Here is a 19,055-nt window from a genome sequence, read left to right as displayed (position 1 = left end):
GCGTCATAGGTCATCTGCCCTTCAGTGGCTTGGTCATGGTCCGGCGATGAACGCGGTGAGCGCTTCGCTGGAGGCCAAGAGCGGCACGGAGCGCCCGTCAAGCCGGGCGTTAGGGGCCGGACCCCAGGGAAGAAGGCGCCTGTGAACCCAGGGGTGGTTCAGTCCGCCGATTTCCCTACTGGCTCTCGGGGCGCCTGCACCCAATCTCAATCACCCGCCCTCCCGCTCCCGCAACAGGCGCTGGGCAATGGCCGAGGCACTCGCGACGTGCTGCAGAGCGGCGGCATGCGCTTCCTCCCCCTTGCCCGCGCGGATCGCCTCCACGATGCGCTGCATCTGCCTGGGGCCTTCCACCTCTCGGCCTGGGGTCTTGATCGTCATCGAGCGGAGGTGGTTGATGCGCATCGTCAGAGCGTTGACGATGTTCCAGGCGACCTCCTTGCCGGAGCTGGCGAACAGGGTGCGGTAGAAGTCCGAGGTCGCCTCCAGGACCAACGTCGAGTTGCCCCGGGCGTAGCCGGCGAGGATGCGGGCGAGGCAGGCATCGAGGGCCGCGATCGTCGCGGGTTGCCGGGCCTCGGCGCAGGCGCGCGCGGCTATGGCCTCAAGCGCCCCCCGGATCTCGTAGATCTGCAAGGCCTCCGCCGCCGTGGTGCGCGAGACGATGGGACCACGCGCCGGAAGATTGGAGACCAGGCCCTCCGTCTCCAGATGCCGCAGAACCTCGCGAACGATGGTGCGGCTCACCCCAAGACGCTCGCACAGGTCGCGCTCCACCAGCCGGTCGCCCGGCCGGAAATGCTGCGAGAAGATGGCCTCGCGCATCTTCTCAAGCGTCAGCTCGCGAAGCGTCTTGGCGGGGCGATCAACCCTCAGGGGTTCAGTGGCAGCGTTCATCTTCTCGCATTCCCTCTTGCCGGCACTGGTGCCGCAGCCGCGCCGAATATTCAACTCAACCCAGCGCCATCTCAGAAAACCAATCGTCGCTGGCTGAGGCCGATTGACGTCAGATTATGGTATGCCATAGTACGGCATACAATAATATTCCTCAGGGTGAACTCATGGCCCCCATCACGCTTCCGACCTCGCTGTCCCGGTCCGCGCGCCGTGCGGCCACCCTCGCGGCGGCCGCCGCAGTCTGCCTCACGGCCGGGCTCGCCCGCGCGGAGACCTGTCAGCCGAAGATCGCCGACAGTCATCTCGTCAAGCCTGGCACGTTCGTGATGGCGACGAGCCCGACCCTGCCGCCCATGGCCTATGCCGACCAGAAAGGCGTGCTGAAAGGGCTCAGGATCGAACTCGGTTATGAGGTGGCCAAGCGCCTCTGCCTGAAGCCGGAATACATCAGCGCCGAGTATGCAGCGATGATCCCCGGTCTCCAGGGCAAGCGCTGGGACATGATCAACGCCGGCCTCTTCGTGACGCCCGAGCGCACCAAGATTCTCTACATGATCCCGTATGAGAACCTCGCCATCTCCATCTCGACGGCGGTGAAGTCGGGTGCGCCCATCACCAAGCTCGACGATCTCTCCGGCAAGGCCGTGAGCACCGACATCGGCGGCTATGCCGAGAAGAAGATGCGCGACCTCAACAAGGATTTCGAGGCGCGGGGCCTGAAGCCCATGACCATCAACCTCTTCGATGGCTACGCCACCGTCTATCAGGCGCTGCGCGCCGGGCAGGTGGATGCTGCGGTGTCCATCGATCCTGTGGCGAAGCAGTATCAGGACCGCGGCGAGTTCACCCACGCCTTGTCGCGTCTGTACCCCACCCCCGGGTCTCTGGCCTTCGGCGACAAGGTGGTGGCGGACGCCGTCGCCGAGGTGATGAAGGACATGGAGAAGGACGGCTATCTCGACAAGCTGCTCGGCGAATACGGCGTCGGCCGGGCCGAGGGCGGGGTGCGCGTTCTCGGCCCCAATACATGACGTCTTCCTCATTGCGGCCGGGGGATTTCGTCCCCGCCGCCTCGCCGGGCGCCCCGCGCAGCCCGAGACCTCTCTCATTCCCGCGAGGCTGACGTGAAGGGTTGGCATTGGGACGGCTTCTTCGAGTATCTCACCAACGGCTACCTCATAGAGGGTGCGCTGGTGACCCTCGGGCTCACCGTCTTCTCCATATTTTTCGGGCTCATCCTGGGATTCGTCATCGCAGTGATGCGCATGTCGAAATACAAATTACTCTCCGCTCCCGCGTATTTCTACACCTGGATCATGCGGGGCACGCCTCTTCTGGTGCAGCTCATCATCATTTACACGGGCCTGCCGCAGCTCGGCATCAAGTTCACCGTGGTGGAGTCGACCCTCATCGGACTTACGCTGAACGAGGCGGCCTACCTCTCGGAAATCGTGCGCGCCGGCATCGCGGCGGTGTCCCGGGGCCAGGTGAACGCAGCGCGCGCGATCGGCATGACGCCGTTCCAGGTGATGCGCTACGTGGTGGCGCCGCAGGCCTTCCGCATCATCATCCCGCCGCTCGGCAACTCGGTGAACGGGGTGCTGAAAACCACCTCCATCGCCTCCATCATCTCCATGGAGGAACTGCTACGGCGCACGCAGGTGCTCATTCAGGAGCGGTTTCTGGTGCTCGAACTCTTCGTGGTGGCGGCGATCTACTACCTCATCATGACCACCGCCTGGGAGTTCATCCAGCGCCGCATCGAGCGCCGCTTCGGCCGGGCCTACGATCCCCAGGCCGGCCTGGTCGAGCAGAGGTGAGGGCGCCATGAATGCAGCTGACGGCACATCCGCCCGCGCCACCACACCCGTGGTCGAAATCCGCGGTGTCGACAAATGGTACAGCACCTTTCAGGTGTTGAAAGGCTGCTCGCTCTCGGTGGCGCGCGGCGAGGTGGTGGTGGTGTGCGGGCCCTCCGGCTCGGGCAAGTCCACCCTCATCAAGTGCGTGAACGCACTGGAGCCGGTGAACACGGGCGACGTCCTCATCGAGGGGACCTCCATCACCGACGGCAAGGCCAGCCTGTCGAAGCTGCGCGCCCGCGTCGGCATGGTGTTCCAGCACTTCGAGTTGTTCCCGCACATGAGCGTGCTGGAGAATCTGTGCATCGGCCAGGAGAAGGTGCTGAAGCGCAAGAGCGAGGAGGCCCGCGACAAGGCCATGGGTCTGCTCGCGCGCGTCGGCATGACGGCCCATGCGGGCAAGTATCCGCTCCAGCTCTCGGGCGGCCAGCAGCAGCGCATCGCCATTGCCCGCGCGCTCGCCATGGACCCCATCGCGATGCTGTTCGACGAGCCGACCTCGGCGCTTGATCCGGAGATGATCACCGAGGTGCTCGACGTGATGGTCTCCCTCGCCCAGGAGGGGATGACGATGATGGTCGTGACCCACGAGATGGGCTTCGCGCGAAAGGTCGCGGATCGTGTCGTCTTCATGGATCGCGGCGAGATCGTCGAGGACACGCCGAAGGCGCGTTTCTTCGAAGATCCGCAGAGCGATCGGGCGAAGGCGTTCCTCTCCAAGATCCTGTCTCACTGAGGCTGCCGGGGGCGGTGCCATGCCCCTGCGCGCCTCCTGTCCTGGCATGCCGTAATCCGGAATTTGGAAAAGAGATCATGCTGAAGCTTCGCAAGATCGTCGGCTACGACGAGAAGGTGCTTATCGAGGGTGGCAAGGCGGCGCCGACCCCCCTCCATCTGTTCGGTGCTGCGGCGGTGATCGCCAATCCCTGGGCCGGCCGCGGCTTCGTCGACGACCTCAAGCCGGAGATCATGGCCATCGCGCCGGAACTCGGTGCGCTCCTGACCGACGAGATCCTGCGCCGCGTCGGCTCCGGCGACGCGGTGGAGGGCTACGGGAAGGCCGCTTTGTGCGGTACCTCCGGCGAAATCGAGCACGCCTCCGCGCTCATCCATACCCTGCATTTCGGCAATCACTTCCGCCGTGCGGTGGGGGCGAAGACCTATCTCGCTTTCACCAACGTCCGCGGGGGGCCGGGCTGCCCCATCATGATTCCGCTGATGGACAAGCAGGACGAGGGCCGGCGCTCGCACTACCTGACGGTCCACTTCGCCATCTCCGACGCTCCCGCGCCGGACGAACTGGTGATTGCGCTCGGCGCTTCCATCGGTGGGCGACCGCATCATCGCATCGGCGACCGCTACAAGGACCTCGAGACCCTGAAGGACCTCCATGGCTGAGGTCGCAGACGCAGGTCGCCGCCACGCCGCCGTCCGGCTGCGCGGTGGCGCCGTGGAGGCCTCGGTCGCCTATCTTCGGGCGGGTCAGGGCGCGCCCGTGGTGCTGATCCATGGCGTCGGCATGAATGCCGACGTCTGGAGACCGCAGGTCCGTGTCCTCGCCGCGCATCACGACGTCATCTCGGTGGACATGCCCGGTCACGGCGAAAGCACCCTGCCGCCGGACCCGGCGCGCCTTGAGGACTATGGCGAGGCGGTCGTCGGGCTGCTTGATGCGCTGGGCATCCAGCGGGCGGCCCTGGTGGGGCATTCCATGGGGGCCCTGGTGGCGATGCAGGCGGCCCTGCGCCATCCCGCGCGCGTCACCCGGCTGGTGGCGATGAACGCCGTCTTCTGCCGGCCACCGGAACTGAAGCGCGCCGTTGAGGCCCGCGCCGACGAACTGGACCAAAAGGGCGTCGCCGCCTCCATCGATCCAACCCTGGCCCGCTGGTTCGGCGATCCCGTGCCGGACGATCTCGTCGAGGCCTCGGCCCTGACCCGCGCGGCGCTGGAGCAGGTGCGGCCCGAAGGCTATCGGTTGACCTACCGGCTGTTCGCCAGTTCCGATGCGGTGTTTGCCGAGGCGCTCCGGCAACTCGTCCCGCCGGCCCTGTTCTTCACGGCCGAGCACGACGCCAATTCCTCCCCGGCCATGTCGCTGGAGATGGCAGCCCGCGCTCCAGGTGGCCGGGCGGAAATTCTCGCCGGCGCGCGCCATATGATGGCCCTCACCCATCCCGATGCTGTCAATCGCAGCCTGCTCGCCTTCCTGGCCGAAGCGCAGGCGCCTGCCGCGAGCCTTGCGAGGGCCGAGCCATGAACGCCTTGCAGACATTCGAGCACTATATCGATGGTGTCTTCTCCTATCCCACCGAGCGTTTCGAGAGCGTGGACCCGTCTACCGAGGCGGCGTGGGCGTTGATGCCCCAGGCCGACGCGGCGGATGTGGACCGCGCCGTCACCGCCGCCCATCGTGCCATGCATGAAGGGCCCTGGGCGCGCATGACCGCCACCGAGCGCGGGCGCCTGCTCTACAAGCTCGGCGACCTCGTGGCGGAGAACGCGGCCGAGATTGCCAAGCTGGAAACCCGCGACACCGGCAAGATCATCCGCGAGACCAAGGCGCAGATCGGCTATGTGGCGGCTTACTACCGTTACTTCGCCGGCCTTGCGGACAAGCACCAGGGCGCCGTCGTGCCCATCGACAAGCCCGACCTCGACGTCACGCTGCGCCCCGAGCCCATCGGCGTGGTCGCGGCCATCGTGCCCTGGAATTCGCAGCTCTTCCTGTCCGCGGTGAAGCTCGCCCCCGCGCTTGCCGCCGGCTGCGCCGTGGTGCTGAAGGCGTCCGAGGATGGCCCGGCGCCGCTTCTCGCCTTCGCCAAGCTCGTGCATCAGGCCGGCTTCCCGCCGGGCGTGGTCAATATCCTGACCGGCTTCGGGCCCGAGTGTGGGAAAGCGCTGACCACCCATCCGCTCGTGTCCCGCATCGCGTTCACCGGCGGGCCGGCGACGGCGCGGCATATCGTGCGCAACAGCGCGGAGAACCTCGCCTTCACGACCCTTGAGCTGGGCGGCAAGTCTCCCGTCGTGGTGTTCAACGACGCCGATCTCGAAAGCGCAGCCAACGCCGTGGTTGCAGGCATCTTCGCCGCCAGCGGGCAGAGCTGCACGGCGGGTTCGCGGCTGCTGGTGGAGCGGAAGGTCGCACAGCCCTTCCTGAAACTGCTGGCAGACAAGGCTCGCGCCATCCGCATCGGTAATCCGCAGCGGATGGAGACGGAGATGGGCCCGCTCGCGACCGCGCGGCAGGTGGCCCACATGGAGCGCACGGTGGCCGCCAGCATCGTGCAGGGGGCCGAGTGCATCACGGGCGGCAGCCGGCCCCGGGGCCTCTCCCAGGGCTATTACGTCTGCCCCACCATCCTCTTTTCCCACGACACAGACTTGCCTTGCTTCCGCGAGGAATTCTTCGGTCCGGTCCTGAGCGCCACCGTGTTCGACACGGAGGAGGAGGCGGTCGCCAAGGCGAACGACACCGTCTTCGGCCTCGCCAGCGGTGTCTTCACCACCAATCTCGCACGCGCCCATCGCATGACGGCGAAGATCCACGCCGGCATCGTCTGGGTGAACACCTATCGCGCCGTCTCACCCATGGTGCCGTTCGGCGGATATGGCATGTCCGGTCTCGGCCGCGAGGCGGGCATGGATTCCATCCGCGACTACACGCGCACAAAATCGGTGTGGATCAACACGTCCGACGCCCCAATCCCCGATCCCTTCGTGATGCGCTGAGGACCGCTGCATGATCAACCGCATCCTGACCCCGCGTGAGCTTCTTATCGGCGGCGGCAGCCTCTCCCAGCTCGTGCCTTTGCTGGGCCGCCTCGGCGTGAGACGGCCCATGCTGGTGGTCGACCCCACCATTTTCAGGCTGGGCCTCGTCGATACGGCCATCGCCGCCATGCGGGAGGCGGGGCTGGGCCTCGGCGTGTTCTCGGCGGTGGTGGAAGATCCGACCGACACCAGCGTGATCGCGGCGGCCGACGAGATCCGCTCCGGCTCCCATGATGGCGTCATCGGCTTCGGTGGCGGCAGCGCCATCGACACGGCGAAAGCGGCGGCGATCCTCGCGAGCACGGGCGAGGACGTGCATGCCCTGAAAGTGCCGCGCATCGTGGATCTTCAGGTGATGCCGCTGGTGGCTATCCCCACGACCGCCGGCACCGGCAGCGAAGTCACCCGCGCCTGCGTCGTGTCCGATACGGCTGCGCAGGAGAAGATGCTGATCCTCGGTACCGCGGCCCTTCCGGCCGCAGCCATCGTTGACTACGAACTGACCCTCTCCTGCCCGTTCCGCGTCACCGTGGACACGGGGCTCGACGCCCTGACCCATGCGCTGGAAGCCCTCATCAATCGCAACGGCAATGCCCACGCTGAAGCGCTGGCGCTCTCCGCGCTCAGGCTGATCGGCGCGAATCTGGAAACGGTCGCGCGCGAACCGTCGAACCGCGCCGCGCGCGAGGCCATGATGCTGGGGGCAACCCATGCGGGGCTTGCGGTGTCAAACACGTCCACCGCCCTCATTCATGGGCTGAGCCGGCCCATCGGCGCCTTCTTCCACGTGCCGCACGGCCTCTCCAACGCCATGCTCCTGCCGCTCGTGACGGAATATTCCCTCTCCGCTGCGCCCGCCGGCTACGCCGCCGCCGCCCGCGCGCTCGGCTGGGCGCCGGCGACCATGGGGGATGAAGAGGCCGGGCATGCCCTGGTGAGGGGCTTCCGGGATCTCAACGCCCGCCTCGAGGTTCCCACGCCCAAGGCCTATGGCGTGGATGAGGAGGCCTATTTCCGCCTGCGGCCGGAAATGGCCCGCCAGGCCCTCGCCTCCGGCACCCCGGGGAACAATCCGCGGATCCCGTCCGAGGACGAGATCGTCCGTCTCTATGAGATCGCCTGGGACGGTGGAGCCATCGGCGGGTGATGGCGGGGCAACGTTTGCGTTGCACCCGGTCACCGTCTGGACGGGCGGGAGGAGCTTTGACGCGCTATCGCTGCGGTCCCGGCGCCGCCAGTACGCTCGGCCGCTGCCGCACGAAGCGGGGGGAGAGGTCAACGCCCTCCCGGGACAAGGCGGATGCAAGCCGGGCGATGCCCTTGCGGATCGCCTCCGGCGTCAGCGCCGCATATCCCAGTACCACGGCGCGGGGGTAGCGGAACGGGACGATCTCGTGAGCGCCCGCCGCCTCCAGCGTGTAGATCCCGACGCCCGCATCGGCCGCGATCCGCGCCACCTCGCGCACCGGCGGAAGGTGGTCCGGCAGCGTCCACATCACGTGCATGCCGGCATCGGCACCGGAGATGCGCGTGGGCCCGAAATGGCTGTTCAGGCTTTCCACCAACGCTTGGCGCGCCTCGCTGTAGGTCTGGCGGATGCGCCGCACGTGCCGGGCGAAGCGGCCCTGGTCGATGAAGTCCGCGAGCACGATCTGGTCGAGCCAGGGATGGCCGTAGTTGGCAAGGCTCTTGGCCTGCCGCAAGGGCCCGACCAGCTGCTTCGGAACCACCATGTAGCCGGTGCGGATGCCGGCGCCGACGGACTTGGAGAAGGTGCCGAGATAGATCACCGAGGTGTTGGCATCGAGGCCCGCCAGCGCGGCGAGCGGGGCACCGTCATAACGGAAGTCGCTGTCGTAATCGTCCTCCACCACATAGGCGCCGCTGCTGCGGGCCCAGGCCAGAAGTTCACGGCGGCGCCCGAACGACATGGTGACGCCGGTGGGGAACTGGTGGGAGGGCGTGACGTAGGCGAGCGATGCGCCGCAGCCCGCCAGATACTCGGTGCACAGGCCCTGCGCATCTATCGGAACCGGGACCAGCGCACCGCCGAAGCTGGAGAAGACATGCGCCGCGCCGGCATAGCAGGGGTCCTCGATCGCGATCTTCACCCCCGGCTGCACGAACAGGCGGCTAATGAGGTTGAAGCCCTCCTGCGCGCCGGCGGTGATGATGACCTGATCCGGCTCGGCCGGAATGGCGCGGTTTGCCGAGACATGGCTGGCGATGGCGCGGCGCAGCTCGATCGCGCCTTCCGGCGGACCGTACCCGGACAGGTTGCCGGAGGCGCGCGAAAGGTTCTCCAGCAGCAATTGCCGCCATTCACGGATCGGAAAATTCCGGCTGTTGGCGCTGCCGTACCAGAAATCCACCTGCATGCGGGTGGGGCCGGTCTGCACCATGCGCAGCGGCGCTGCACGCAGCAGCACTGGCGGGTGCACGACTGTGGGCTCAGGCCGGCGCGGCGAGGGGCTCGATGCCTCAGGATTGGGCGATCCCGACAGGCCGACGCAGGCCTCCGGCAGCACCTCGCACACGAAGGTGCCGGCGCCCGGGCGCATCACCAGGTAGCCTTCCTTGGCGAGGCGCTCGAACGCAAGCACGATGGTGTTGCGCGACACCTTGAGCGTGCGGGCCAGTTCCCGGGTCGAATGCAGTGCCGCCCCCGGCGGCAGGGTGCGGGCGAGAATGGCCGCACGGACCTGGTCGTAGACCTGCTCCTGGAGCGTGACGCCCGCGGCCGGGTCCAGATGCAGTGGAATCATGTGCCTGCTCGATCCTTGCCCCAAGGGTGAGCAAAGCAATTCACGTGCCATCCAACGCCTCCAGATCCCCGTCAGGCGAGGCCCGAAGCCACCTGCCGGACCAGGGGATCCGCCCGCGCCGCCTCCAGGCTGCCGTGGAAGATGATCTCCCCCCGCTCGATCACATAGATGCGCGAAACATAGTCGGGAATATGCTGGACGTTGGATTCCGCCATCAGAACCGCCCGGCCCGAGGCGCGGATGGAGGCGATGCCGGCGGCGATGGTGGGAATGATGGCGGGCGAGAGGCCCTCGAATGGCTCGTCGAGCAGCAGCAGGTCCGGATCGAGGGCCAGCGCGCGGGCGATGGACACCATCTTGCGCTCGCCGCCGGAGAGTTCAGCACCGCCGCGCGTCATGTAGGTGAGGAGCTTGGGAAAGACTTCATAGGCGAAGGCGATGCGATCGGCCGCAGGACGCTCCCGCGATGGCCGCGTCCAGGTGCCGAAGGCGATGTTCTGGGCCACGGAGAGGCTTGCGAACACCTCGCTTTCCTCGGGCGAGAAGCCGATGCCGCGCCGGGCGACCTCGTGCGGCGGAAGCCCGGCCAGCGCGTTCCCGTGCCACAGGACGGTGCCGGCGCGGGGCGCGAGCTGCCCCATGAGTGCGCGGAGCAACGTTGTCTTGCCGGCCCCGTTGCGGCCGACCAGGCAGACGATCTCACCGGCCGCCACCTCCAGCGAGATGGCGCGCAGGATCGACGTTCCGGCGATGTCGACGCTGAGGCGTTCAACCGAGAGCATTGTGAGGTACCTTGCCGACGAGGGTCTCGATCACCGCCGGGTCCCGGAAGAAGGCATCAGGTGGCATGTCGGCGACGAGACTGCCGGCCTTCAGGCCGATCACCCGGGTGGCGTAGCGCGCGATCAATTCCATGTCGTGCTCCACAAGGACGAGGCTCTCGACGCCGAGCCGCTGGGCCGCCGCGAGCAGGGTCTCCATGATGCGGTCCTTGTCGGCGCTGGAGATGCCGCTGGTCGGCTCGTCCAGCAGCATCAGGCGCGGGCGCAGGGTGAGCGCGCTCGCGATATCCACCAGCTTCTTCTCGCCTTGGGACAAGGCGGAGCAGGTGGTTTCAAGCCGGTGCTCCAGGCCGAAGGCCGCGGCCACCTCGCGGACCTGCGCCTGTTCGCGCCGGCAGGTGGCGGACGGCCTCAGCAGGCGAAAGGTCTGCCCGGCGCGGGCGAAGGCGCCGACCGAGATCATCTCGGCCACGGTGAAACTCGGATAGATGGTGACGAGCTGGAAGGAGCGGGCCAGCCCACGCAACGCGAGCGCGCTGGCCCCGAGCCCCGCCACCGGGCGCCCCTCGAACATCACGCCGCCCTCGTCGGGCATGAACAGCCCGGAGAGCGTGTTCACCAGCGTGGTCTTGCCGGCGCCATTGGGGCCGACCACCGCCACCACCTCTCCTTTCGAGATATCGAACGACACCCCCGCGAGCGCGGTGAAGGCACCGTAGCGCTTGGTGATGTTCAGCGCGCGCAGCAGCATCTCGGTCATCGCCGCCTCCATTCCAGTGCACGCGTGATGAGGCCGAGAATACCGCGCGGGGCGAAGATGATGATGAGCGCGAGAATCGCGCCGAGGGCAAAGCGCCAGTACTCGGTATTGGCCATCAGCGTGTCCTGCAGCAGGGTGAAGGACACGGCCCCGACGATCGGGCCGAACAATTGCCCGAGCCCTCCGAGGATGATGATGAAGATCATGTTGCCGGACTGTGTCCAGTAGGACAGCTCCGGATCCGCAGCGCCGATGCTGACTGCCAGCACCGCGCCGCCGACCGCGCAATAGATGCCGGACAGGATGAACGCCACGTAGCGCACCTTGAACACCGGCACCCCGAGAAACGACGTCTTGCGCTCGTTGTCCCGCCCCGCCTTGAGCGCGAGCCCGAAGGGCGAGGAGACGATCAGCGCCATGAGGAGGAACATGACCGAGAACAGCCCGAGCGCGTACCAGTAGAACGGCCCCACCAGGAAGGCGGTCTTGCTCATGGAGGCGAAGCTGGCGCCGAACAAGCTGGGGCGCGGCACGGAGATGCCGGATTCTCCGCCGGTCAGGTCGTAGAACTTGAACAGGAAGGAATGGAAGATCATGCCGAAGGCGAGCGTCAGCATCGAGAAGAAGATGGTCGTATAGCGCAGGCAGAGGAGGCCGATCAGCGCCGCCACCGTGCCGCTCGCGAGCATCGCCACGATGAGCTGCGCCTCGAACGCGCGAACCCCGAGCTTCGCCCCCATCACCGCGCTCGCATAGGCGCCGATGGCGAGGAACATGGCGTGGCCGAAGGACAGGAGCCCGCCGTAGCCGAACAGGAGGTTGAGGCCGGTCAAAGCGATGGCATAGGCGAGGATCGGGATGATGAGTGTGGTGTAGTAGGGCCCCAGCGCGAACGGGGCGGCGACGAAGGCCGCGAGCACGGCGAGGAAGGCGAGGATGGTCTTCATGCCTCGGCCTTCCCGAACAGTCCGTAGGGCCGCGCCACGAGGACGACGATCACCACAAGATAGATGGACATCACCTCCAGCTCCGGGAAATAGGTGAGCGAGAGCGCCCTGAGCACGCCGACGATGATGGCGCCGAGGAAGGCGCCGCGGATGCTGCCCAGCCCGCCGATCACCACCACCGCGAAGGCTTCGACGATGAGCGCGATGGGCATTTCCAGCGAGGCCGCCGTGGTGGGAATGACAAGCGCGCCGCCGACCGTGCCGAGCATGGAGCCGAGCACGAACACGAGCATGTTGATGCGGCGGGTGTTGGCGCCCAGCGCCTCCGCCATGCGGCCGTTCTCGGCGGTGGCCCGCACCACGTGGCCGAGACTTGTGCGTTCGATGAGCCAGTAGAGCAGGCCGGCCACCACCAGCGCGCTCGCCATCACCAGCAGGTTGTAGACGGGGAAGGTGAATTCGCCGACCACGAGTGTGCCGTAGACCGATGGCAGATCGCCGAGCAGCCGCGGCTGAGCGCCCCAGACGTAGCGCAGGACATCCTGGAACATCAGCACGAAGGTGAACGTCATGAGCAGCTGGAAGGCTTCGTCGCGGCCGTAGACCGTGCGCAGCACCCGCTCGACGATGAAGCCCACCTGTCCCGCCAGGAGGCCGGACAGGATGAGCACCGGCAGGAGCAGGACGGGAGAGCCGCCCTGCGCCGAGAACCACTCGAACACCGAGGCCCCGAAATAGGCCCCGAGGGCATAGAGCGAGCCGGCGGTCAGATTGACGATGCGCTGGACACCGAAGATGAGCTGCAGTCCCGCCGTGACGAGGAACAGGACCGCAGCGTTGAACAGCGCGGCGAACAGAAGGTCGACCGTGGCCATGTCGCGTCTCTGCTCCCGGCCGGTCAGACCGGGAAATTGGCCGTTTCGAGCCAGCCCCAGAAATCGGCGCCCGGCGGCTTCTGGAGCACGGAGGCGTCGTAGCTGTAGGTGTCCTTCAGCGTGCACACGTCATAGGGATTGTCGTGGGTGGCGAAGCCGCCGTAGAACATCTCCTCGGCGATATGGTCCTTGCGCATTCCGGCCGGCCCGCCGAACGATTCCACCTTGATGCCCTCGATCGCCTGGGCGATCTCCTCCGGCTTCGGCCAGGACCCGCCTTTCGCGGCCATCGCCTTCTCCACGCCCGCCTTGTAGACGTTCATGGCGAAGAAGGCGCGGTCGCTCTCCCAGTGGGGATAGTCCTTGTACTTGTCCATGTAGTATTCGACGAATTCCTTCTGCGCTGGAGAGGGATTTGGTCGCGCGAAATACATGGTGTTGTAGCACAGCAGCGTGCCGACCGGCGTGAAGGGCTTCTTCAACTGGCCGTGCTGGTGGCCGGCCTGCACCAGCACCATGCGGGCGGTATCCGTGAGGCCGGCGCTGGTGGCCGCGCGCATGAAGATGGGCAGGTCCGCATTGCCCAGCACGCAATAGATGAGATCGGGCTTGGCCGCCTTCAGCGCCGCCACGTTGGCGGTGAAGTCCAGCTGGCTGAAGCTCGACCACTGCTCCGAGACCACCTCGGCGTCGATGCCGAACTTCTTGTTGAGCGCCTTGAAGGCGGTCCACACGTTGCGCCCGTAGGTATAGTCCGGGCTGATGGCGGCGATGCGCTTGAACTGGCCCTTCAGATGCTTGAGCGCGATCAGCGAGGCCATCACCGCTTCGCACTCGTTGTCGGCGCTCTTGAACACGTATTTCGGCGACGGCATGGTCTCCTTCACGCCGTCCTGAGTGGTGCCGTCCCAAAAGATGGTGAGGACCTGCATGTCCTCCAGCGTCGGCGCCATCGGCAGCGTCACGCCGGTGGAATAGCCGCCCTGGATGCAGTCCACTTTTTCCTGGAGCACGAGGCGCCGGGCGCGCTCCAGCGTCTCCTTGGCGTTGGTCTCCTCCTCCACCACCAGTTCAACCTTGCGGCCGGCGATGCCGCCGGACGCGTTGATCTTCTCGGTGCTCCACTCCACCGCGCGCAGGCCGTTGGCCCCGATGTAGGCCGCTGTGCCGGCGCGTGGCGCGATGATGCCGACCTTCAACGGTGTATTCTGGGCGAGGGCGGGCATGGGAAAGGCGCCGACGGCGCTTCCCGCCGCCAGCCCCGCCATGCCCTTGAGGACACCACGACGGTCGATACCTGATTTCGGGTCGATACCTGATTTCGGGTCCATGTCGATCTCCGGAAGGTTTGGAGAAGCGGCGCCTTTGGCGCTCTATGCTTTTATGAATGGGCCTTGCCTATGAATGGCCTTGCCGGTCCGCCTCAGGCGGCCAACGCATCGATAGCCGCCTTCACCTCTGCGGCGGCCGCTGCCTCCAGCGGCAGAAGCGGCGGGCGCGGATACCCCGCGCTCTTGCCCATCAGCGCCAAGCCCTCATGGGCCACGCGGATGATGCCGTAACGACCGCCGATCTCGCTCAGGGGAAAGAGACGGGCCGCGGCGGCATAGGCCGCCGCCACGTCGCCGGCCTTGGCTGCGTTCCAGAAGGCGACGCACTCGGCCGGACAAATGTTGGCAAGGCCAGTGAACCAGGCCGGCGCGATGGCCAGCGCCGGCTCCAGGATGAGCGTATCCTGGCCGATGCCCACCTGGACCTTTCCGCCGGTGATCTTGGGCACCATGAAGGCGCGCGACAGGTCGCCGGAGGAGTCCTTCATGCCCACCAGCGTCGGGATGGAGGAGAGCGTCTTCACCAGCGCCGGGGTGAGGTCGATGCCGGCGAGCGGCGGGTTGTTGTAGAGCCACAGTGGCAGGTCGCTGGCTGCGGCGACCGTCTCGTAATGGGTGATGATCTCCCGCTCGGTCGGCTTCCAGTAGTTGAGCGGCACCACCAGCACCGCATCCGCGCCATGGTCGGCCGCGTGCTTTGCAAGGCGGACGCTTTCCGCCGTGGTCATGGCACCGATGCCCGTCATCACCGGCACCCGGCCGCCCAGATGCGTGGCGACCTCTTCCAGCGCCTTCATCTTCTCGGCTTCGGTGAAATAGCCGTTCGCGCCCGTGCTTCCGAACAGGGTGACGCTGTGGATGCCGGCCGCGAGTGCATCATCAAGATGTTTCTTCCACCGAGTGTAGTCGATGGAGCCATCCGCCGCGACCGGCGTCACTGAAAACAGAACAACACCCTCGATATTCATTCTGGTCATGCCTCGGCTCCCCGTCTTCACTATGAAGCCTGAGCCCGGGATGTCCGGTTCACAAGGCGTGCGATGGTTCCGCTTTGGGAAAAATCGATAGGACCAGCTCAGGGAGGGCTTCGGGGCGGGAGGCCCTTCGCATAAGTTTTCCATGCGAGCCGGCCGATGTGGGCGGCCGCGACCGCTCTTCCCTTCACCAGAACGAGGCCGACCAGCGCCATGGCGGACGCGGACTTCATCAAGACCACTTGCCCGAGGGACTGCTACGACGCCTGCGGGATCGTCGTGGGCCGCCGCGACGGCATGATCCGGAAGGTTCTCGGAGATCCCGACCACGCCGTCACCCGGGGCGCCCTCTGCGGCAAGTGCGCCATCGTCTACAACGGCAGCTGGCGCGCGACAGATTTCAGGCTGGCGACGCCGCTCAAGCGCGTGGGGGCCAAGGGCGAAGGGACGTTCGAGCCCATCGGCTGGGACGAGGCGCTGGCGCTGATCGCCGAGCGTTTCGGCGCGCTCAGCGCCGAAGGCGAGGCCCGCACGATCCTCCATACCCATTACACCGGCACGGTGGGGCTGGTGGGCGGCTGGTTTCCCATCCGTTTCTTCAACCGCCTCGGCGCGACGGAGGTCGATCCCGACACCGTCTGCAACAAGGCGGGGCATGTCGCGCTGGAAATGACCTTCGGCAACTCCCTCGAAGGCTTCGACCCGCGCACCGCACGCGATGCCCGCACCATCCTGGTATGGGGCGCCAACCCCTCCTTCTCGGCGCCGCACCAGAACAAGGGCTGGCTCGCGGATGCGCAGGCCGCGGGCACGCGCATCATCGCCGTCGATCCCGTCGCCCACGACACGGCGCGCGCCGCGGACCTGCATCTGCAACTGCGGCCCGGCAGCGATGCGGCGCTCGCCTTCGCCTTCATCCATGTGCTGCTCCGCGACGGGCTCGACGACCGGGATTTCCTGGCCTCCCACGTTCTGGGGGCGGAGGACCTTGCCCCAACCATCGCCGCCATGAGCCCCGAGCGCGCGGCGACGCTCTGCGGCGTGCCCGCGGAGCTGATCGAGGAGGCCGCGCGCGCCTACGGAGCGGGCCCCTCGCTCCTGTGGCTCGGGCAGGGCGTGCAGCGCCAGCCGTATGGCGGCAACGCCTTCCGTGCGCTGGCGGCGCTGGTGGCATTCTCCGGCAATCTCGGCAAGCCCGGCGCCGGGTTTCTCTACATGAACGGCCCCGGCGGGCGCGGCATCGACATGGCGACGCTAACCTGCCCCGCGCTTGCGACGAACGCGCCGCCCGCCATAAGCCACATGGACCTCGCGGCCACGCTGGAGGATCCGCAGCGCGCCCGTGCCTTCGTGAACTGGAACAACAACCCCGCCGCCTCCTCGCCGGAGCAGGCCCGCCTGCGCCGGGCACTGATGCGCGAGGACCTGTTCCACGTGGCGGTGGACCTGTTTCACACCGACACCACCGCCTATGCAGACATCGTGCTGCCGGCGGCGAGCTTTCTCGAGTGCGACGACCTGGTGCTGTCCTATTTTGACCTCACCGTCTCGGCGCAGGTGAAGGCGGGCGATCCTCCCGGCACGGCGCTGCCGAATTCGGAAATTTTCCGCCGGCTCGCGGCGGCTATGGGCTTCGCCGAGCCGGAGCTGTTTGAGACCGATGCCGACCTCATCGCGCGGCTTCTCGCCCAGACGCCCTTTGAAGGCACCTTCGCCGATTTGGCCGCCGTGGGTACGGCCACCGTCTTCCCCGAGCCGAAGGTGCAGTTCGAAGGCCTCGCCTTCGGGACGCCTTCGGGACGAATTGAGCTTGCGAGCGGGCAGGCGGCCGCCCTCGGCCTGCCGCGCCTGCCCATGGCCCACGTCGACGCGCCGCCTGCGGATGGCAGGATGCGCATCCTTTCTCCCGCCTCCCAATGGCAGATGAACTCGAGCTACGGCAATGATCCGGTGATCCGGCGCCGGCTCGGACCGCCGACCGTGGCGCTCCATCCGGACGACGCGGCGCGCGAAGGCCTCGCGGAGGGCGATCAGGTAGTGCTTGCCAATGGCGAGGGCCGCGTGCCGGTCACGGTCGCGATCTCCGACCGCACCCTTCCGGGCGTCGTCCTGATGCACAAGGGCCGCTGGCCGAGCCTCTCGCCGGGTGATGCCAACGTCAACGCCTTGGTGCCGGGCCACAAGAGCGACATCGCCGAGAGCACCACCGTCCACGGTACGGAGGCGCGCCTGATACGCGCGGAGGCCGCGGAATGAGTCCATTGCGGACGGCCGCCGTGCGGGACGTGGCGGTCATCGGCGCGGGGCCCGTGGGCTTGTTCACCCTCTTCGCCCTCGGCCAGGCGGGGCTCGACGCCTTGGTGGTGGACGCGCTCGACGTGCCCGGCGGCCAGTGCGCGGCGCTCTACTCGGAAAAGCCCATCTATGACATTCCCGGCCGGCCCTCCGTGACGGCGGGCGCGCTGGTCGCCGATCTGGTGGGACAGGCGGCGCCCTATGACCCCCTCTATCTCCTCGGCCGCCGCGCCATCGGCCTCAGGCAGGAGGGGGAACAGTTCCGCATCGCCCTCTCCGACGGAAGCGAGGTGGGCGCCCGCGCCGTGGTGGTGGTGGCGGGCGCCGGGGCGTTTGGCCCCAACCGTCCGCCGATCCCCAATCTTGCGGCCTTCGAGGGGACCAGCCTTTTCTATGCGGTGGACGACCCCGCGCGGTTTCGCGGCCGGATGGTGGTGATCGCGGGCGGCGGAGACTCGGCAGCCGATTGGGCGGTGATCCTCGCCGGCATCGCCGCTCAGGTGGTGCTTGTGCATCGGCGGCCCGTCTTCCGGGCCGCGCCTGCGACGCTCGCCGCGATCGAGCGCCTCGTGCAGGAGGGGCGCATCCGCATCTGCGCGCCCCGTACCCTTGCGGGCGTGTCTGGAACCGGCGCGCGGATCGAGGCCGTGCATCTCGCCGATGGCGCGGGTGGACAGGAAGAGGTGGCGGCCGATGCGCTCCTGTGCTTCTACGGCCTCGCCAAGGATCTCTCGGCGCTCGCCAGCTTCGGCATCGCTGCGGGCGCCGCCGGCATCCCGGTCGCTCCCGCCAGCATGCAGACCATGCGCCCCGGCGTATTCGCCGTAGGGGACGTCGCCGACTATCCCGGCAAGCTGAAGCTGATCCTCACCGGCTTCGCGGAGGCCGCTCGGGCCGCCCACAGCACGCTCGCCCTGCTGCGCCCGGCCGCGGCGCGCCACTTCGAGCATTCCACCAGCCGTGGCGACCCGGCCGCGCGCGCTGCAAACGTCTGAGGAGCCCTTCGGCCCATGACACGCCTCATCGTCACCGCCCGCGACGGCAGCCGCCATCACGTAGAGGCGCAGGACGGCCTCTCCGTCATGGAGGTGCTGCGCCCGCTCGGCATCGGCATCACAGGAGAGTGCGAGGGCTCAGCGGCCTGCGCGTCCTGCCACGTGTGGGTGGATGCCGCCTGGCTCGCGCGCCTCCCCGAGCCTGAGGACGCGGAGGCGGACATGCTGGACTGCGCCTTCAACACGCGCGCCGGATCGCGTCTTTCCTGCCAGTTGCGCGTGGGGCCGGAACTGGACGGCCTGGAACTCGCCATGCCGCATGCCTGACACGGGGTTCTTTCCCGCGGAGCGTTCGACCCGCTGAAGACGCGCCGAATGATGGCAGCGCCACTCACAGCCAAAAATAGGGGCTGCAGACGGGCGTCAATCGGAACGGGAGAGATCATTCACTTTGGCATGTTCTCCCCGGTCGCCCGAGGCGGCCCAGCCCGCTTATTCGGCGGGGGAGTCTGCTCTCCATGAGTTGGATACCGTTCTGGATATTCACGCTGCGTAAGCTGGGGCGTCTCAGGAACATTCGAAATCTCGGCGAGTTATCGCGCCATGACGACCGCCGAAGCCCCCGCTCGACCGACCGAAAAGCCAGATGCGACCGCAGAGTCCGAACTTGATCGTCCCCCGTTTTGGTGGACACCCATGCTAGCTTTGGCGAGCTTCACAGGAGTGTTCGATGGGCGCACGGCGTCGGGTGTTTCCAGAGGCGTTCAAGCGGGAGGCGGTTGAACGGGTCACGGC

General features: G+C 67.3%; 18 protein-coding genes. 10 read left to right on the top strand and 8 right to left on the bottom strand.

All coding sequences use genetic code 11. The features are described from left to right. Window positions 1-210: 210 nt before the first annotated feature. Window positions 211-897, bottom strand: a complete 687-nt coding sequence (locus EJ105_RS24055; RefSeq protein ID WP_250168314.1) for a GntR family transcriptional regulator — start codon at window positions 895-897, stop codon at window positions 211-213. A gap of 164 nt (window positions 898-1,061) precedes the next feature. On the opposite strand from EJ105_RS24055, the gene EJ105_RS24050 reads away from it, so the two are divergent. The 7 genes from EJ105_RS24050 to EJ105_RS24020 all read left to right on the top strand — a co-directional run bounded on the left by EJ105_RS24050 (window position 1,062) and on the right by EJ105_RS24020 (window position 7,683). Further along, window positions 1,062-1,928, top strand: a complete 867-nt coding sequence (locus EJ105_RS24050) for an ABC transporter substrate-binding protein (RefSeq protein WP_051679137.1) — start codon at window positions 1,062-1,064, stop codon at window positions 1,926-1,928. A gap of 93 nt (window positions 1,929-2,021) precedes the next feature. Next, window positions 2,022-2,717, top strand: coding sequence for an amino acid ABC transporter permease (locus EJ105_RS24045; RefSeq protein WP_250168313.1), 696 nt, complete (start codon window positions 2,022-2,024; stop codon window positions 2,715-2,717). Between the two features lie 49 nt (window positions 2,718-2,766). After that, on the top strand, window positions 2,767-3,495 hold the full coding sequence (locus tag EJ105_RS24040; protein ID WP_250168347.1) for an amino acid ABC transporter ATP-binding protein: 729 nt from the start codon (window positions 2,767-2,769) through the stop codon (window positions 3,493-3,495). A gap of 77 nt (window positions 3,496-3,572) precedes the next feature. Further along, a complete protein-coding gene (locus tag EJ105_RS24035; RefSeq protein ID WP_284145621.1) occupies window positions 3,573-4,157 on the top strand; it encodes an amino acid synthesis family protein in 585 nt (194 codons plus the stop codon). After that, window positions 4,150-5,019: an alpha/beta fold hydrolase gene (locus EJ105_RS24030; protein WP_250168312.1), complete on the top strand. Its 870-nt coding sequence runs from the start codon at window positions 4,150-4,152 to the stop codon at window positions 5,017-5,019. Before EJ105_RS24035 ends, EJ105_RS24030 begins: the two co-directional genes overlap by 8 nt. Window positions 5,020-5,024: 5 nt before the next feature. Then, the gene (locus EJ105_RS24025; RefSeq protein WP_250168346.1) at window positions 5,025-6,494 is read left to right on the top strand and encodes an aldehyde dehydrogenase; all 1,470 of its coding nucleotides are present in this window, start codon (window positions 5,025-5,027) and stop codon (window positions 6,492-6,494) included. A 10-nt stretch (window positions 6,495-6,504) separates the two neighbouring features. Further along, window positions 6,505-7,683: an iron-containing alcohol dehydrogenase gene (locus tag EJ105_RS24020; RefSeq protein ID WP_250168311.1), complete on the top strand. Its 1,179-nt coding sequence runs from the start codon at window positions 6,505-6,507 to the stop codon at window positions 7,681-7,683. Window positions 7,684-7,747: 64 nt separating this feature from the next. On the opposite strand, the gene pdxR is transcribed toward EJ105_RS24020, so the two are convergent. The 7 genes from pdxR to EJ105_RS23985 all read right to left on the bottom strand — a co-directional run bounded on the left by pdxR (window position 7,748) and on the right by EJ105_RS23985 (window position 14,973). Then, complete coding sequence (pdxR, locus tag EJ105_RS24015) at window positions 7,748-9,301, bottom strand: MocR-like pyridoxine biosynthesis transcription factor PdxR (RefSeq protein WP_250168310.1); 1,554 nt, start codon at window positions 9,299-9,301, stop codon at window positions 7,748-7,750. 71 nt (window positions 9,302-9,372) lie between these two features. After that, window positions 9,373-10,083 carry an ABC transporter ATP-binding protein gene (locus tag EJ105_RS24010; protein ID WP_250168309.1) on the bottom strand — a complete coding sequence of 237 codons (711 nt, stop codon included), beginning with the start codon at window positions 10,081-10,083 and terminating at the stop codon, window positions 9,373-9,375. Continuing rightward, complete coding sequence (locus EJ105_RS24005) at window positions 10,070-10,843, bottom strand: ABC transporter ATP-binding protein (protein ID WP_250168308.1); 774 nt, start codon at window positions 10,841-10,843, stop codon at window positions 10,070-10,072. The genes EJ105_RS24010 and EJ105_RS24005 overlap by 14 nt, the downstream gene beginning before the upstream one ends. Then, window positions 10,840-11,790, bottom strand: a complete 951-nt coding sequence (locus EJ105_RS24000; protein WP_250168307.1) for a branched-chain amino acid ABC transporter permease — start codon at window positions 11,788-11,790, stop codon at window positions 10,840-10,842. Before EJ105_RS24000 ends, EJ105_RS24005 begins: the two co-directional genes overlap by 4 nt. Further along, a complete protein-coding gene (locus EJ105_RS23995; protein ID WP_250168306.1) occupies window positions 11,787-12,665 on the bottom strand; it encodes a branched-chain amino acid ABC transporter permease in 879 nt (292 codons plus the stop codon). Before EJ105_RS23995 ends, EJ105_RS24000 begins: the two co-directional genes overlap by 4 nt. Window positions 12,666-12,688: 23 nt before the next feature. After that, on the bottom strand, window positions 12,689-13,996 hold the full coding sequence (locus EJ105_RS23990; RefSeq protein WP_250168305.1) for an ABC transporter substrate-binding protein: 1,308 nt from the start codon (window positions 13,994-13,996) through the stop codon (window positions 12,689-12,691). Window positions 13,997-14,088: 92 nt separating this feature from the next. Then, window positions 14,089-14,973, bottom strand: coding sequence for a dihydrodipicolinate synthase family protein (locus tag EJ105_RS23985; protein ID WP_250168304.1), 885 nt, complete (start codon window positions 14,971-14,973; stop codon window positions 14,089-14,091). 210 nt (window positions 14,974-15,183) lie between these two features. On the opposite strand from EJ105_RS23985, the gene EJ105_RS23980 reads away from it, so the two are divergent. Genes EJ105_RS23980 through EJ105_RS23970 form a run of 3 tightly spaced genes read left to right on the top strand, consistent with a single transcriptional unit; the run spans window position 15,184 to window position 18,587 of the window. After that, a complete protein-coding gene (locus EJ105_RS23980; RefSeq protein WP_250168303.1) occupies window positions 15,184-17,226 on the top strand; it encodes a molybdopterin-containing oxidoreductase family protein in 2,043 nt (680 codons plus the stop codon). Next, the gene (locus EJ105_RS23975) at window positions 17,223-18,260 is read left to right on the top strand and encodes an NAD(P)/FAD-dependent oxidoreductase (protein ID WP_250168302.1); all 1,038 of its coding nucleotides are present in this window, start codon (window positions 17,223-17,225) and stop codon (window positions 18,258-18,260) included. The genes EJ105_RS23980 and EJ105_RS23975 overlap by 4 nt, the downstream gene beginning before the upstream one ends. A 15-nt stretch (window positions 18,261-18,275) precedes the next feature. Beyond that, window positions 18,276-18,587, top strand: a complete 312-nt coding sequence (locus tag EJ105_RS23970) for a 2Fe-2S iron-sulfur cluster-binding protein (protein WP_250168301.1) — start codon at window positions 18,276-18,278, stop codon at window positions 18,585-18,587. The last annotated feature ends 468 nt before the right edge of the window (window positions 18,588-19,055 follow it).

The sequence above is a fragment of the Xanthobacter aminoxidans genome (assembly GCF_023571765.1).
Lineage (GTDB): Bacteria > Pseudomonadota > Alphaproteobacteria > Rhizobiales > Xanthobacteraceae > Xanthobacter > Xanthobacter aminoxidans.
This window is presented reverse-complemented; position numbering and strand designations above follow the sequence as displayed.